The following is a 14868-nucleotide window of genomic DNA, read 5'->3' as shown; positions in this document are numbered from 1 at the left end:
GGAGGATCTGCATGACTACAAATCTGCAACCTGTTCAAGCCCTGGTCCCGGGAGGCAATCTCGAGGCCTATGTGCAGACGGTCAACAGCATTCCGCTGCTTACGGTCGAGCAGGAACGCGACCTGGCTGAGCGTCTGTTCTACAAGCAGGACCTCGAGGCCGCACGTCAGATGGTGCTCGCCCACCTGCGATTCGTCGTGCATATCGCCCGGAGCTACTCGGGTTATGGTCTGGCCCAGTCCGATCTGATTCAGGAAGGCAACGTTGGCCTGATGAAGGCAGTCAAGCGCTTCAACCCGGAAATGGGTGTGCGCCTGGTGTCGTTCGCAGTTCATTGGATCAAGGCCGAGATTCACGAATTCATCCTGCGCAACTGGCGCATCGTCAAGGTTGCCACCACCAAAGCGCAGCGCAAACTGTTCTTCAATCTGCGCAGCCAAAAGAAACGCCTGGCTTGGCTGAACAATGACGAGGTCGAGCGAGTCGCCGACAGCCTCGGTGTTGAAGCCCGCGAAGTGCGTGAGATGGAAAGCCGTTTGACGGGGCATGACATGGCCTTCGATCCGTCAGCCGATGCCGATGATGACAGCGCCTATCAATCGCCTGCGCACTATCTCGAGGACCATCGCTACGATCCGGCACGGCAGCTCGAAGATGCTGATTGGAGCGATAACTCCAATTCCAGCTTGCACGAGGCGCTGGACACGCTGGATGAGCGGAGTCGAGACATTCTCCAGCAACGCTGGTTGAGTGAAAGCAAGGCGACCCTGCACGATCTTGCCGCCAAGTACGGTGTATCCGCAGAGCGCATTCGACAGCTTGAAAAGAATGCGATGAACAAGCTCAAGGGGTCCATCCAGGCCTGATATGGCCTGGTCGCTCAAAGGCGCTGCAGCTGCAGCGCCTTTTTTATGCCCGTCAGCTCGGGGTGTGGTCACCGCTGTATACGGTGTCAGTGGTCACGGCAGCGGCTGGGCGTCTTCCAGGGAATCGGTGAGTGCAATCAATAGCTGCGCTGCACTGATGGGCTTATGCAGCCAGGTGACGCCGGTGTCTTCATCGTTCTGCTCGAACTGGCTTGCCGCCGAAATCACGATGATCGGCAACGCCTGCGTAGCGGGGTTTCTGCGTATCTCGTCGATCAGCTCGCGCCCGCTACCGTCCGGTAAGTGCAGGTCGAGCGTGATCGCTTCGTAGCGGGTGCCGGCGAGCTTGTCCCGTGCAGCATGCAGGCTCTGCACCCGATCAACCGCGTAACCGGCATCACGCAGCATCAGATGCAGCAGTCGTCCGGTATCCGGCTCGTCCTCGACCACGAGCAGGCGTGGCTGGCCTTGATCCACTGCTAATGTGGCGGACTCGACGATGGGTAACTCGCACCAGAAGGTGGTCCCGCGCCCCTCCTCGGTATCGAAGCCGACCCGCCCGCCCATGCGCTCGATGAATTCCTTGGTAATGGCCAGGCCCAGACCGGTACCGCCTTTCTGGCGGTTATCAGAGGCATCCGCCTGGGCGAACTTTTCGAATACCCGCGTCTGAAAGCTCGGTGCAATGCCCGGCCCCTGATCGGTGATGTTGATCCGGACATGGCTGGCATCAGGCAGACTGCAGTGCAGGGTCACTTCACCGCCTTGCGGGGTGTACTTGATGGCATTCGAGAGAAAGTTGGCGAGCACCTGCTGCAAACGCAGGCCGTCGACCCAGACGTTGACCTGTGCAGGGTTGCGCAGCACGCAGCTCACGCCGAAATGGGCGGCGAAGGCCTGATTGCTCGCGAGTGCCTCGTCCAGCAACCGGCAGAGCGAGTGTTCACGCAGATCAAACGACATTTTGCCCGACGCGACCTTTTCCATATCCAGCAGGTCGTCGATCAGGTGGCCCAGACGCAGACTGTTGCGATGGGCGATATCAAGCATCTGCTGCATTGATGGCGGAATGTCGCCTACGGCACCGCCGGTGACCAGGGCCAGCGCGCCGCTGATGGAGGTCAGCGGGGTGCGCAGCTCATGACTGACGGTCGAGATGAACTGATCTTTCATCTGCTCGATGCGTTTGTGCTCGGTCAGGTCCATGCTGGTGCCGCTGATGCGCAGCGGCTGGCCGTCCCTGTCACGCTGGATATAACCGCGAATCAGGACTGGAACCACCGTGCCGCTTTTATGCTGAAAGCGTAGTTCGGTAGTGAAGTGGTCGACCGCCGAGAGCATGATCCGCGCGAGCTGTGTGCGGGCCTGGGGTAGATCCTCGGGCACCATGATCCGCTCCCAGAGCTTGAGATCCGAGTGCAATTCGCCGGGACGATACCCGAGCATGTGCCAGGCGCGTGGTGACGCATAAAACGTTCCCGCATTCAGGTTCAGATCCCAGAGGCCGTCATTGCTGCCCTTGAGCGCGAGGCTGAGGCGCTCCTCACTGAGCTGAAGGGCGCGTCTGTTCTCTCGGATGTGCTCGGTCATCTGCTGTGCCAGCGCTTCGGCGCGGCTGCGCCTGAGCGAAAGCGAGGAGATCAGAAAGAACAACAGCAAGCTAAGGCCAATGCCAAGGGCGAGTACCAGCTCGTTGTTGGCATGAAAAAACGCTTCGAACTCTGGCAGGCTCTCCAGGCGCAGGGTCCAGGTGCGTCCATAGATATCGAGATGCAGGACCCGGCTGTAGTGGGCCGGCTCGGTCCGTGGCACGTCCCGGCTGGTGAAAATAAGGGACTCGGGTTTCTCGTCATCGCCGGTATAGATGTGCAGGCTGAGATTCGGGTCGGCTGCACCGAGAATCCCGCGCATCAGATCGTCCATCCGATAGGGGCTGTAGACGAACCCCTTGAGCGCCTGAATACGTTGCTGTGGAGAGCGGATCGGCGCGCCTGGTTGATACAGCGGCACGTACATGAGGATGCCGGCCTGCTCTTTGCCATGGGTTTCCTGGCGCAACCTGACCTTGCTGGTGATGTGCGTCTGGCCTGATTCGGCCGCCTGGAGCATGGCCTGCCGCCGCACAGGCTCAGCGAACATGTCGTAGCCGAAGGCGGCTAGATTGCGGTCGCGGAACGGCTCAAGGTAGACGATTGGTGTGCGCAGCGAGGCGTCGGAGTTGCGTGGATGCACGGAGTAGGTAGCAAACCCTTCGCTGCGAACGCTCTGGACGTGCGTCTCCAGCTCATCGGAAAGCACGGCCTTGGCGAATCCCACCCCCTGAATGCCAGGGTAGCGTTCGGCCAGCTGAAGGCGATCGTTGTAGGCGTGCCACTGCTCGCGCGAAACCTCGCCGTTGACATCGAACAGGCCGGCGGCGCCGAGAAGCACCTGCTCATGATCGAGCATGCGTTTGCCGATGGCTTCGATGGTAGTTTTCACCAGGAAATCGAATTGCTGGCTCGCAGCGCGATCCTCTTTCAGCTTCAGATGCTGAACAATGGCCAGCTGCACCAATAAGGTAAAGACGAGGACAAGCCAGGCGATGCTGTTACGCCAGTGAAGAATTTGCCGCACCTTGTTCAAGGGCGCGTTGGTTGCGGTTTCGCTCATGCTATCGCTGCCGTGCGTTCCGTGGCGAATCGGTGAGAAGGTGATTGCCTCTGCCTCGATGACCTTCTGCATGCGGGCGTGGTTTGCATTTGGCAATGTGTTAAATGCAGCTTACGCGTTGCGATAGCGTACTGCCATAACGCTTGCTCAGGCAGCGCCGGCCATCTGGTTATCGTCCGCAGCGGGCGATCGTCTGTGTCGAAGCCTGAGCTGGCATCGCGTCGATCGGGCTAGTTCGGTGCGTTGGGCTCGGCCGGGTGACCCTCGCTGCGTGCTGGCGAGTCCGTTAACGCGTTTCGGCTCGGAGCCGATCTAGATAATGGCTTCCGCCCAGCTGGCGTATTTGCTGCCGGATCCAGCTGGCGCGTTGGCGGACATGCGGGCCCGGAGACCCGCGCTCCACTCGCGCGGGTTGGGCAGTACGGCTGCCAGCTGGCTGGCTTGCGCCGCCGAGAGATACGGGGCGCCAACGCCGAAATGGTGCTGCGCAGCCGCCTCTGCGCCGAACACGCCGCTGTCCCATTCGACACTGTTCAGATAGACCTCGAGGATGCGCTGCTTCGGCCAGAGAAGTTCGATCAAGCCGGTGAACCAGACTTCGAGTCCTTTGCGAATCCAGCTGCGCCCGGACCAGAGGAACAGGTTCTTTGCCACCTGCTGGCTGAGCGTGCTAGCGCCTCGCAGCGAGCCGCCGCGTTCATTATGTGCGAACGCCGCGCGGATGGCAGCAATGTCGAAGCCCCAATGATCGGCGAACTTCTGGTCTTCGGCGGCGATCACGGCCATCTTCAGGTTGTCCGGCAGCTCTTTCCAAGGTCGCCAGCTGCGTTGCAGGTCGATGCTTTGGCTGCTGCCAGTCCAAGATTCGATCTTGCGTTCGACCATGAGCGCCGTGAAGGGTGGCGGAATCCAGCGCAGCACCAATACCAGCAGCACGGACAACGCGGTCAGCCAAAGCAGCAGTTTAGTAAGGCGGCGCAGCAGGGCTCGGAGCATGGGGCGTGGTCGCGACCAGAGGGAACGGGCATTATAGCGGTGACATCCGAACCTGACTGGAAGCGCCCGAATGATTCGTCTCTTTCTTCTGCTGGCCGCGTTCTTCGGGCTGACCGGCGTGGCGCTGGGTGCGTTCGCCGCGCATGGTTTGAAAAACCGCCTCGGCGCCGATTACCTCGCGGTGTTTCAGACAGGCGTGCAGTATCAGCTGATCCATGCGCTGGCGCTGTTCGGAGTGGCGCTGCTCGCCTTGCATGCTCCGAGCCGCCTGCTGGCCGCCGCGGGTGGTCTGTTCACTCTGGGCGTACTGCTGTTTTCAGGCAGTCTCTATCTGCTGGCTCTGACGGGTTTGAGCAAGCTGGGCATCATCACGCCGATCGGCGGCACTGCGTTCCTGGCGGGATGGATCTGCCTGATGCTGGCGGCCTGGTACCTTCGCGCGTAAAAGGAACGTAGTGGCCCGTGAAAATGAATGGTGGCGCTCACCGCCTTGGTGCTCCGGGTCGATCGGGCTAGAATGCGGGCCCCTCGGCAATGGTGGCGATCACTATGCACATTCAGTTGAACGGCGAGCGCTACGAACTCCCTGATGGTCAATCGGTAGCCGACCTGCTGCAACGCCTGGAACTGACTGGGCGCCGGCTGGCGGTCGAACTCAATCGCGATATCGTGCCGCGCAGCCAGCATGGCGCGACGGTACTGGTCGAAGGCGATCAGGTCGAAGTCGTGCATGCCATTGGTGGTGGCTGACAAGCTCGCCACATCGATATTCCCGGACGCCGCCCGTGCAGCGGCGTATTTCTCGCTTCATTAAGGTCTGAACAGGATGGTCGCATGAGCCCAGTTCCGCACGACAAACCCTTCACGCTTGCCGGCCGCACCTATCAATCGCGCCTGCTGGTGGGCACCGGCAAATATAAGGATCTTGAGGAGACCCGCGCGGCCATCGAGGCCTCTGGCGCGGAGATCGTGACCGTTGCGGTGCGCCGTACCAATATCGGTCAGAACCCGGGCGAGCCCAATCTGCTCGACGTCATCTCGCCGGATCGCTACACCATTCTGCCGAACACTGCCGGCTGCTACGACGCCGAAGAAGCGGTGCGCACCTGCCGCCTGGCTCGCGAGCTGCTCGATGGCCACAAACTGGTCAAGCTGGAAGTGCTGGCTGACCAGAAGACCCTGTTCCCGAACGTCATCGAAACCCTCAAGGCCGCCGAAGTGCTGGTCAAGGATGGCTTCGACGTGATGGTCTATACCAGCGACGATCCGATTATTGCCCGCCAGCTCGCCGAGATGGGCTGCATCGCGGTAATGCCGCTGGCTGGCCTGATCGGCACGGGACTGGGCATCTGCAATCCTTACAACCTGCGCATCATCCTCGAAGAAGCCACTGTGCCCGTGCTTGTCGACGCCGGCGTAGGCACCGCATCCGACGCCACGATCGCCATGGAGCTGGGCTGTGAGGCGGTGCTGATGAACAGCGCCATCGCTCATGCGCAGAATCCGGTATTGATGGCCGAAGCCATGAAGTACGCGATCGATGCGGGGCGCCTGGCTTATCTCGCCGGGCGCATGCCGAAAAAACTCTATGCCAGTGCCTCTTCTCCTCTGGAAGGCCTGATCCGCTAATTTTCCTTGCTTCCAACCGCGCGCTCGCCCGATCGCGCGGTCGGTTCACGTTATCTGCAGGTTCGTTCATGAGTGACACTTCTCCCCCGGCCGAAGGCCAACGGCGCATGCGCACCGTCAAGAGCTTCGTGATGCGTGCCGGTCGTATGACCGAAGGCCAGCAGCGTGGTTTGGATCAGGGTTGGCCGCGCTTCGGCCTGGAGCTGGCCGACGGCCTGCGTGATTTCGATCAGGTCTTCGGTCGGCAAGCGCCGCGTACCTTCGAAATCGGCTTCGGCATGGGGCATTCCACCCTGGAAATGGCCGCCGCGGCACCTGAGCAGGATTTCATTGCAGTTGAGGTGCATTCGCCGGGTGTGGGGGCGCTACTAAGCGGGCTTCTGTCACAAAACCTGAACAATGTCCGGGTTTATAGTTGCGATGCGCTTGAAGTGCTGCGTGAATGCGTCGCCGACGCCAGCCTGGACCGGGTTCTGCTGTTTTTCCCCGATCCCTGGCATAAGAGTCGCCACCACAAGCGTCGCATCGTCCAGCCGGCATTCGCCGATCTGGTGCGGCAAAAGCTCAAAATTGGCGGCGTGCTGCACATGGCAACCGACTGGGAGGCCTATGCAGAGCACATGCTCGACGTCATGAGCGTCGCGCCTGGCTATCGCAATCAGGCGGCAAACGGACAGTACGTCGAACGCCCGCAAGAGCGCCCGACCACCAAGTTCGAACGCCGTGGTGAGCGTTTGGGCCACGGGGTCTGGGACCTCAAGTTCGAACGCATCGACTGAAACGAAAAAGGGCGTTATCGCGACGCCCATCAGAGCCGTACCAACGGCCCAAGGAAGATCTGACGAAGAACACCATGCCAGGACGGCACGATCCCCAACGCCTCATTAGCGCCCTGCCTGTTGGCAGAGGCCGTCAGCTGCCGCGCGCCGGTTGCGCAGCAAGGAGCAAAGAGATGTACAGGAAATTTGGAATTCTGCTACTGGCGGTGTGCGCCAGTCACGCTCAGGCCAAGGTGGATGACGCTCAGGCCGCGCGAATAGGGCAAGAGCTGACACCCCTGGGTGCCGAACGCGCGGCTAATGCCAGTGGCAGCATCCCGGCATGGACCGGTGGGGTTCAGCCGCCCGCCAGCTATTCCGTCGGGATGCATCACCCCGACCCCTTTGCAGCCGATCCAATGCTCTACCGGGTCGATAGCAGTAATGTCGCGGAATATGCCGCGCTTTTGCCTGAAGGGCTGCGGGCACTGGTCGAGCGCTATCCGGACTTTCATATGCGTGTGTTCCCGACACGTCGCAGCGCCGCGGCACCGCAGCGCATCTATGACGAGACGCGTGCCAACGCTGTCTCCGCCGAGCTGATTGCCAATGGCAACGGTATCAAGGGTGCGGTGGCTGGCATCCCGTTCCCGTTGCCGCAGGACGGTATGGAGGTGATCTGGAACCACATCCTGCACTACAAGGGTGAGCAGACCCACATGATCAACAACCAGGCCGTGATCATCAACGGCAGGGCCAACTTGATCAAGCGAGATCGGCACATCTACTACGTCTACAACCGCGAGGGCATGGACCAGGCGCAGCTGGATAACACGCTGCTCTATTACAAGTACCGTGTCACCGCGCCGGCGAAGTTATCCGGTACGTCGCTGGTGGTACAGGACCCGATGGATCAGGTATTGGCGATCCGTAAGGCCTGGCGCTACAGCCCGAGCGATCGCCGCGTACGGCGCCTGCCTTCGCTGGCTTACGACTCGCTGCAACCGGACACCAGCGGACTGGCCACCGCGGACGTCGTCGACTCCTTCAACGGCGCCCCGGATCGCTATGAGTGGAAACTGGTTGGCAAGCGGGAAATGCTGGTGCCGTATAACAGCTATGCCGTTCACCAGCAGGGCATCCCCTATGACTCGATCATCGGCGCGCGGACCTTGAATCCTGAACTGCTGCGCTACGAGCGGCATCGGGTATGGATCGTCGAGGCGACGCTGCGAAAGGGTTTCAGCCATCCTTACCATATGCGCCGGTTCTACATCGACGAAGACAGCTGGCAGATACTGGCGGTCGATCTGTTCGATGAGGACGCCGAGCTGATCGGCCTGCAGGAAAGCCACCCGATCAGTTACTACGAGGTGCCGATGTTCGGCAGCACTCTGGAAACCCTGTATCACCTGCAAGATGGCAATTATTTCGTCGACGGCCTGGACAACAACGAGCCGATGTACGACTTCGACGCCAAGATGGGGCCTCGTGACTTCTCTCCGGCAGCATTACGCCGCGGTGGTAACTGAATCACCGCGTTGAGGCGGCTTCGGGCGCTGCTAGAGCCCTGACCTTTCAGTCGGGGCTCTATTGACCGTTCGAGCGACGATCGAACGGTTTCTGGCCGACAGCGCCGGGACGCAATTGTCGACGCGCCACATTCCGGCAGGCGATATAGCTGTGCGCGGCAGCCTGGCTCTTCTGCATCATCTGCATCTCATGCCTCTAGCTTCGCAGCGCCGCGACCCGCATGCCGCCGGTGCCAGGGGTCTGTCGCGCAACTAATGAGCCTGCCTTTGCGATGCAACCGCCCATCGCTTCGCGAACCGCTCCTGCCGTTACGCTCCCCCCTACGTCGCGACGATGTCTGATCACGCCATTTCCAGCCTGGTTGTGCACCCAGGGCCGCACGCGCCGAGCACCGGCGTGCGCACTCTCGCCTGCTGCCACCCTTCCGAGCAGTAGCGCGTCATCCATCGATCAGAACTTTCCAGTCGCCTTGGACTGCGCGCATGGACGATCCGTGGGGCCGGCTGAGCATAGCTTATATATGTATATACAATTAAGTAATCTAGACTGGTCTTAGAGCGTCGTACGCGTTTGCGCACCACAAAGCTGGCTGTGAAGGGGTTGACGGCTCAGTGCGTCACTCCTATTGTATATACAACCTCATGCAAAGGTGATCGCCATGATGCCCGTTACCCCTAACAAGAGCTTGCTATGGCGCGACGTCACGGTGTTTGACGGTGTGCAAACGCTACCGCAGCCCATGGCGGTTCTGGTCGAGGCGGGTCGCATTGTGTTCATGGCGCCGATGTCGAAGCTCGACGAAGCTCGGGCGGAGGGGGTGATGGAAGCGGGCTGCGGAGGGGTGATGACGCCGGGGCTGATCGACTGCCACAGCCATCTGGTGTACGCCGGTAACCGCGCCGACGAATTCGAGCAGCGCCTGGAGGGTGTCAGCTACGCCGAAATCGCCAAGGCGGGCGGCGGCATCCTTAGCACGGTGCGCGCCACCCGTGCCGCCAGCGAGGAGCAGCTGCTGGCGCAGAGCCTGCCACGGTTACAGGCATTGCTAGCCGACGGCGTAACCACCGTGGAGATCAAGTCCGGATACGGTCTGAGCACCGCCGACGAGCTGAAGATGCTGCGTGTCGCGCGCAAGCTCGGGGAGCACCTCCCGGTGCGGGTGATCACCACCTTGCTCGCCGCGCACGCCTTGCCGCCGGAATACGCGGATGACAGCGACGGCTACATCGATCTGGTATGCAATGAGATCATCCCGGTGGCCGCGGCCGAAGGGCTGGCCGATGCGGTGGACGTGTTCTGCGAACACATCGGCTTCAGCGCGGCGCAGTGCGAGCGTGTATTCCGCGCCGCCCAGGCCCATGGCCTGCCGGTCAAGGCCCATGCCGAACAGCTCTCCAACCAGGGCGCCAGCGCGCTGACGGCCCGCTATCGGGGCTTGTCGGCGGACCATATCGAGTTCCTCGACGAGGACGGAGTGCAAGCGATGGCCACCGCCGGCACGGTCGCCACTTTGCTTCCCGGCGCCTATCACACCCTGCGCGAAACCCAGCTGCCGCCTGTTGCGCTGCTGCGCCAGTACGGCGTGCCGATGGCGGTGGCCGGTGACGCCAACCCCGGTACGGCGCCGATCTGCTTCCCCACCCTGAACCTGAACCTGGCCTGCACGCTGTTCCGCCTGACGCCGCGCGAGGCCCTGGCCGGCATGACCGCGCATGCCGCGCAAGCCTTGGGCGCGCCCGAGCTGGGACGTATCGCCGTTGGCGCCCCGGCCGATCTGTGCTTGTGGGACATCCGCTCGCCCGCCGAACTGGCTTATGCGGTACAACCCGGTCGCCTGCGCCAGCGCGTGTTTGGCGGCGTCGTCAGTCACGACAGAGAGCCCGTTCGCCATGCACGCTGATCGTCACTCGATGGAGTCATGGCAGGGTCGCGTCGACCCGGAAGCGGACAGCCCGCGCTGGCACCAGCGCATCCATCCGCTCACCGGAGAAAGCCAGCCGGGCCTGGTCTTGCTCGGCTTTGCCAGCGACGAAGGGGTACGCCGTAATCATGGCCGCGTCGGCGCGGTGAATGGCCCGCTGGCGATGCGCAAGGCGCTGGCCAACCTGGCCTGGCATCGTAGCGGACCGGCCTATGATGCCGGTGACATGGTCTGCGCCGATGGCGACCTGGACGCGGCCCAGGCCCGTCTGGGCGAGAGTGTCTGCGCATTGCTCGATGCCGGTCACCGGCCGATCGTCCTCGGTGGCGGGCACGAAGTGGCATTCGGCAGCTGGCAAGGGCTCGCCGCACATCTGGCCGGCGGCAAGTCGTCGATGGGCGCCCCACGGAAGGCCGCGCCACGCATAGGCATCATCAATTTCGATGCGCACTTCGACCTGCGCGACCCGGCCCAGGTGCATTCCTCCGGTACGCCTTTCGCGCAGATCGCCGAGCAGTGCGCGGCCCGTGATTGGCCCTTCGTCTACGCCTGCCTGGGCGTCAGCCGTGCGAGCAACACCCGGGCGTTGTTCCAGCGCGCCGCCGAGATGCAGGTGCTGGTGCGCGAAGATCGCGAAATCAGCGAGGCGAGCCTGGCGGCGCTGGGCACTGACCTCGAGCGTTTCATCGCCGGCTGCGATGCCATCTACCTGACCATCGACATCGACGTGTTCCCAGCCTGCGAGGCGCCCGGCGTCAGCGCACCGGCCGCTCGCGGGGTTTCCCTGGCGCTGCTCGAGCCCTTGCTCGAGCGCATTCGCGACAGCGGCAAGCTGCGCTTGGCCGACCTCGCCGAACTCAACCCGGAGCATGACATCGACCACCGCACCGCGCGGTTGGCGGCGCGCTTGATTCACCTGTTGTCCCTGACCGGCTGAGCCACTCAGCCATTTCTCTGACAAAAATCAATTACAGAGGAACGCACCGATGATGTACCCCAGCGCTCGTCCGTCGTGCCGGGAGCACGGGCATGGCTGAACCCAGCGCGCTGTTCCTGTCCGTGTCGATCCCCTGCGTCCTCGCCACGCGGATTCCCCTGCGCCTGCGCGACCTGTTGCTGGTCTGGCTGCAGCGCACCCTGTTGATCCTGGCGTTCAGCATCCCGCTGGCTTACCTGGCGCACCACCCGGGCTGGCTGTAGAGCGGCCGCCCACTGCTAAATGAACCGTTGACTGGAGCCTGTCATGAGCCTTTTCCGCGACACCGAAATCCGCGCCCCCCGCGGTACCACCCTGACCGCCAAGAGCTGGCTGACCGAAGCGCCGCTACGCATGCTGATGAACAACCTCGACCCGGAGGTCGCGGAAAACCCCAAGCAGCTGGTGGTGTACGGCGGTATCGGGCGCGCCGCACGCAACTGGGCGTGCTTCGACAAGATCGTTGAGGTATTGACCCGGCTGGAAGATGACCAGACCTTGCTGATCCAGTCCGGCAAGCCGGTCGGCGTGTTCGAGACCCACAAGGACGCGCCTCGCGTCTTGTTGGCCAACTCCAATCTGGTGCCGCACTGGGCCAACTGGGAGCACTTCAACGAACTGGATCGCAAGGGTCTGGCCATGTACGGGCAGATGACCGCTGGCAGCTGGATCTATATCGGCAGCCAGGGCATCGTCCAGGGCACTTACGAAACTTTCGTCGAAGCCGGTCGCCAGCACTATGGCGGCAGCCTCAAGGGCAAGTGGGTACTGACCGCCGGTTTGGGCGGCATGGGCGGCGCACAGCCGCTGGCCGCGACCCTGGCCGGCGCCTGCTCGCTGAATATCGAATGCCAGCAGAGCCGTATCGACTTCCGCCTGAAGACCCGCTACGTCGACGAGCAGGCCAGCGATCTTGACGACGCCCTGGCGCGTATCGACCAATACACCGGCGAAGGCAAGGCGGTGTCCATCGCCCTCTGTGGCAACGCCGCCGAGATACTTCCCGAGCTGGTCAAGCGCGGCGTGCGCCCGGACATGGTCACCGACCAGACCAGCGCCCACGACCCGCGCCACGGCTACCTGCCGGCCGGCTGGAGCTGGGACGAGTACGTCGCGCGCGGCAAGACCGAGGAGGTCGTGGTGGTCAAGGCCGCGCGCCAGTCCATGGCGGTGCACGTGCAGGCCATGCTGGCCTTCCAGAAGATGGGCGTGCCGACCTTCGACTACGGCAACAATATCCGCCAGATGGCCCTGGAGGAGGGCGTGAACGACGCCTTCGACTTCCCGGGGTTCGTTCCGGCCTACATCCGCCCGCTGTTCTGCCAGGGCATCGGCCCGTTCCGCTGGGTGGCGCTGTCCGGCGATCCCGAGGACATCTACAAGACCGATGCCAAGGTAAAGGAATTGATTCCCGACGACGCCCACCTGCACAACTGGCTGGACATGGCCCGCGAGCGCATCAGTTTCCAGGGCTTGCCGGCACGTATCTGCTGGGTCGGCCTGAAGGATCGTGCGCGCCTGGCCCAGGCATTCAACGACATGGTCGCCAGCGGCGAGCTGAAGGCGCCGATCGTGATTGGTCGCGATCACCTGGATTCCGGCTCGGTGGCCAGCCCCAACCGCGAAACCGAGGCGATGCAGGATGGCTCCGATGCGGTGTCCGACTGGCCGCTGCTCAATGCTCTGTTGAATACCGCCGGCGGCGCGACCTGGGTGTCGCTGCACCATGGCGGCGGTGTCGGGATAGGCTACTCGCAGCATGCCGGGGTGGTTATCGTCGCCGACGGTACCCCGGAAGCCCGCGCCCGTCTCGGCCGGGTATTGCGCAACGATCCGGGCACCGGAGTGATGCGTCACGCCGATGCCGGCTATGACATTGCTGTCGACTGCGCCCACGAGCAGGGCCTCGACCTGCCGATGATCGGTGCTAACCAAGGAGCCAAAGCATGAGCCTGTTCACCCTCAACCCCGGCACACTGAGCCTGGCCCAGCTGCGCGCAGCCTACCAGAACCCGCTCGAGCTGCGGTTGGACGAAAGCGCCCATGCCGCCATCCAAGCCAGTGTCGGCTGCGTCAACGCGATCATTGCCGAGGACCGCACCGCCTACGGCATCAACACCGGTTTCGGCCTGCTGGCCTCGACCCGCATCGCCAGCGAAGACTTGGAAAAGCTGCAGCGCTCGCTGGTGCTGTCGCACGCCGCCGGTATCGGCGAGCCGCTGGATGACGCCATGGTGCGGTTGATCATGTTGCTCAAGGTCAACAGCCTGGCGCGCGGCTTCTCTGGGATCCGCCTCAAGGTGATCGAGGCGCTGATCGCCTTGATCAACGCCGAGGTCTATCCGCATATCCCGCTCAAAGGCTCGGTCGGGGCCTCCGGTGATCTGGCGCCGCTGGCGCATATGTCGCTGGTGCTGCTGGGCGAAAGCCAGGCACGTCATAAAGGTCAGTGGTTGCCGGCCAGAGAGGCGCTGGCGATCGCCGGTCTCGAGCCCATGACTCTGGCTGCCAAGGAGGGCCTGGCTTTGCTCAACGGCACCCAGGTATCCACCGCCTACGCCCTGCGCGGGCTGTTCGAGGCCGAAGACCTGTTCGCCGCGGCCGCCGTCTGCGGCGGTCTGACCGTCGAGGCCGCCCTGGGCTCGCGGGCGCCCTTCGATGCACGTATCCATGCTGCCCGCGGCCAGCGCGGGCAGATCGATGCCGCCGCCGTCTATCGCCACCTGCTCGGCGAGAGCAGCGACGTGGGCCGTTCTCACGAAGCCTGCGACAAGGTCCAGGACCCGTACTCGCTGCGTTGCCAGCCCCAGGTCATGGGCGCTTGCCTGACCCAGTTGCGCCAGGCTGCCGAGGTGCTGGCGGTGGAAGCCAACGCGGTCTCGGACAATCCTCTGGTGTTCGCCGCCGAGGGCGACGTGATTTCCGGCGGCAACTTTCATGCGGAACCCGTGGCCATGGCTGCCGACAATATCGCCCTGGCTATCGCCGAAATCGGCGCGCTGAGCGAGCGGCGCACCTCGTTGATGATGGACAAGCACATGTCGCAACTGCCGCCGTTCCTGGTGGCCAACGGCGGGGTGAACTCCGGCTTCATGATCGCCCAGGTCACCGCTGCCGCCCTGGCCAGCGAGAACAAGGCCCTGGCCCATCCGCACAGCGTCGACAGCCTGCCGACCTCGGCGAATCAGGAAGACCACGTGTCCATGGCCCCGGCCGCCGGCAAACGCCTGTGGGAAATGGCCGCCAACACCCGCGGCGTACTGGCCATCGAATGGCTGGGTGCCTGCCAGGGGCTGGATTTCCGCGAGGGGCTGAAAAGCTCGCCGCTGCTCGAGCGGGCGCGCCAGGCATTGCGCGCAAAGGTGCCGTACTACGTGGAGGACCGCTTCTTCGCGCCAGACATCGCTGCGGCCGATGCCCTGCTCGCCGAGCGCGTGCTGAGCCCGCTGCTGCCGGCCGGGATACTGCCCTCGCTGAACTGAAGCGCCGAATCGCTAACGCTCCCCCGGCCTGCGTCTGGACACAGGTCACGGGGGA

At 63.1% G+C, this 14868-nt stretch carries 12 protein-coding genes and 1 pseudogene; 11 read left to right on the top strand and 2 right to left on the bottom strand.

Annotation, left to right across the window (positions count from 1 at the left end; all coding sequences use genetic code 11):
• Positions 1–11 precede the first annotated feature (11 nt).
• Positions 12–866, top strand: a complete 855-nt coding sequence (rpoH, locus tag DQ405_RS02805) for an RNA polymerase sigma factor RpoH (protein ID WP_168422834.1) — start codon at positions 12–14, stop codon at positions 864–866.
• A 93-nt stretch (positions 867–959) separates the two neighbouring features.
• Here rpoH and DQ405_RS02800 read toward each other — a convergent pair whose 3' ends face one another.
• Entirely contained in the window at positions 960–3518 is a 2559-nt protein-coding gene (locus DQ405_RS02800) for a hybrid sensor histidine kinase/response regulator (RefSeq protein WP_168422971.1), read from the bottom strand.
• Between the two features lie 286 nt (positions 3519–3804).
• Positions 3805–4514: pseudogene (gene mtgA / locus DQ405_RS02795) on the bottom strand (monofunctional biosynthetic peptidoglycan transglycosylase).
• A gap of 70 nt (positions 4515–4584) precedes the next feature.
• On the opposite strand from mtgA, the gene DQ405_RS02790 reads away from it, so the two are divergent.
• The 10 genes from DQ405_RS02790 to hutH all read left to right on the top strand — a co-directional run bounded on the left by DQ405_RS02790 (position 4585) and on the right by hutH (position 14813).
• Entirely contained in the window at positions 4585–4959 is a 375-nt protein-coding gene (locus tag DQ405_RS02790) for a DUF423 domain-containing protein (protein WP_168422833.1), read from the top strand.
• Between the two features lie 104 nt (positions 4960–5063).
• Positions 5064–5264, top strand: a complete 201-nt coding sequence (thiS, locus tag DQ405_RS02785; protein ID WP_168422832.1) for a sulfur carrier protein ThiS — start codon at positions 5064–5066, stop codon at positions 5262–5264.
• Between the two features lie 84 nt (positions 5265–5348).
• Complete coding sequence (locus tag DQ405_RS02780) at positions 5349–6143, top strand: thiazole synthase (RefSeq protein WP_168422831.1); 795 nt, start codon at positions 5349–5351, stop codon at positions 6141–6143.
• Positions 6144–6250: 107 nt separating this feature from the next.
• Positions 6251–6922 carry a tRNA (guanosine(46)-N7)-methyltransferase TrmB gene (gene trmB, locus DQ405_RS02775; RefSeq protein ID WP_241729799.1) on the top strand — a complete coding sequence of 224 codons (672 nt, stop codon included), beginning with the start codon at positions 6251–6253 and terminating at the stop codon, positions 6920–6922.
• A 173-nt stretch (positions 6923–7095) separates the two neighbouring features.
• Positions 7096–8433 (top strand): DUF1329 domain-containing protein, encoded by a 1338-nt coding sequence (locus DQ405_RS02770; protein ID WP_168422829.1) that lies wholly within the window; start codon positions 7096–7098, stop codon positions 8431–8433.
• A gap of 662 nt (positions 8434–9095) precedes the next feature.
• The gene (hutI, locus tag DQ405_RS02765) at positions 9096–10334 is read left to right on the top strand and encodes an imidazolonepropionase (RefSeq protein WP_168422970.1); all 1239 of its coding nucleotides are present in this window, start codon (positions 9096–9098) and stop codon (positions 10332–10334) included.
• Positions 10324–11292, top strand: a complete 969-nt coding sequence (gene hutG, locus DQ405_RS02760; protein ID WP_168422828.1) for a formimidoylglutamase — start codon at positions 10324–10326, stop codon at positions 11290–11292. The genes hutI and hutG overlap by 11 nt, the downstream gene beginning before the upstream one ends.
• A 92-nt stretch (positions 11293–11384) precedes the next feature.
• Positions 11385–11555 carry a hypothetical protein gene (locus tag DQ405_RS02755; RefSeq protein WP_241729782.1) on the top strand — a complete coding sequence of 57 codons (171 nt, stop codon included), beginning with the start codon at positions 11385–11387 and terminating at the stop codon, positions 11553–11555.
• Between the two features lie 43 nt (positions 11556–11598).
• A complete protein-coding gene (gene hutU / locus DQ405_RS02750; RefSeq protein WP_168422827.1) occupies positions 11599–13281 on the top strand; it encodes a urocanate hydratase in 1683 nt (560 codons plus the stop codon).
• The gene (hutH, locus tag DQ405_RS02745) at positions 13278–14813 is read left to right on the top strand and encodes a histidine ammonia-lyase (RefSeq protein ID WP_168422826.1); all 1536 of its coding nucleotides are present in this window, start codon (positions 13278–13280) and stop codon (positions 14811–14813) included. The genes hutU and hutH overlap by 4 nt, the downstream gene beginning before the upstream one ends.
• Positions 14814–14868 lie beyond the last annotated feature (55 nt).

This window comes from Pseudomonas sp. SST3 (assembly GCF_003325755.1).
This window is presented reverse-complemented; position numbering and strand designations above follow the sequence as displayed.

Excerpts from the sequence above, each read along its gene's own strand:
- rpoH (WP_168422834.1), top strand. The coding sequence starts at position 12 with ATGACTACAAATCTGCAACCTGTTCAAGCCCTGGTCCCGGGAGGCAAT.
- DQ405_RS02800 (WP_168422971.1), bottom strand. The coding sequence starts at position 3,518 with ATGAGCGAAACCGCAACCAACGCGCCCTTGAACAAGGTGCGGCAAATT.
- DQ405_RS02790 (WP_168422833.1), top strand. The coding sequence starts at position 4,585 with ATGATTCGTCTCTTTCTTCTGCTGGCCGCGTTCTTCGGGCTGACCGGC.
- thiS (WP_168422832.1), top strand. The coding sequence starts at position 5,064 with ATGCACATTCAGTTGAACGGCGAGCGCTACGAACTCCCTGATGGTCAA.
- DQ405_RS02780 (WP_168422831.1), top strand. The coding sequence starts at position 5,349 with ATGAGCCCAGTTCCGCACGACAAACCCTTCACGCTTGCCGGCCGCACC.
- trmB (WP_241729799.1), top strand. The coding sequence starts at position 6,251 with ATGCGCACCGTCAAGAGCTTCGTGATGCGTGCCGGTCGTATGACCGAA.
- DQ405_RS02770 (WP_168422829.1), top strand. The coding sequence starts at position 7,096 with ATGTACAGGAAATTTGGAATTCTGCTACTGGCGGTGTGCGCCAGTCAC.
- hutI (WP_168422970.1), top strand. The coding sequence starts at position 9,096 with ATGCCCGTTACCCCTAACAAGAGCTTGCTATGGCGCGACGTCACGGTG.
- hutG (WP_168422828.1), top strand. The coding sequence starts at position 10,324 with ATGCACGCTGATCGTCACTCGATGGAGTCATGGCAGGGTCGCGTCGAC.
- DQ405_RS02755 (WP_241729782.1), top strand. The coding sequence starts at position 11,385 with ATGGCTGAACCCAGCGCGCTGTTCCTGTCCGTGTCGATCCCCTGCGTC.
- hutU (WP_168422827.1), top strand. The coding sequence starts at position 11,599 with ATGAGCCTTTTCCGCGACACCGAAATCCGCGCCCCCCGCGGTACCACC.
- hutH (WP_168422826.1), top strand. The coding sequence starts at position 13,278 with ATGAGCCTGTTCACCCTCAACCCCGGCACACTGAGCCTGGCCCAGCTG.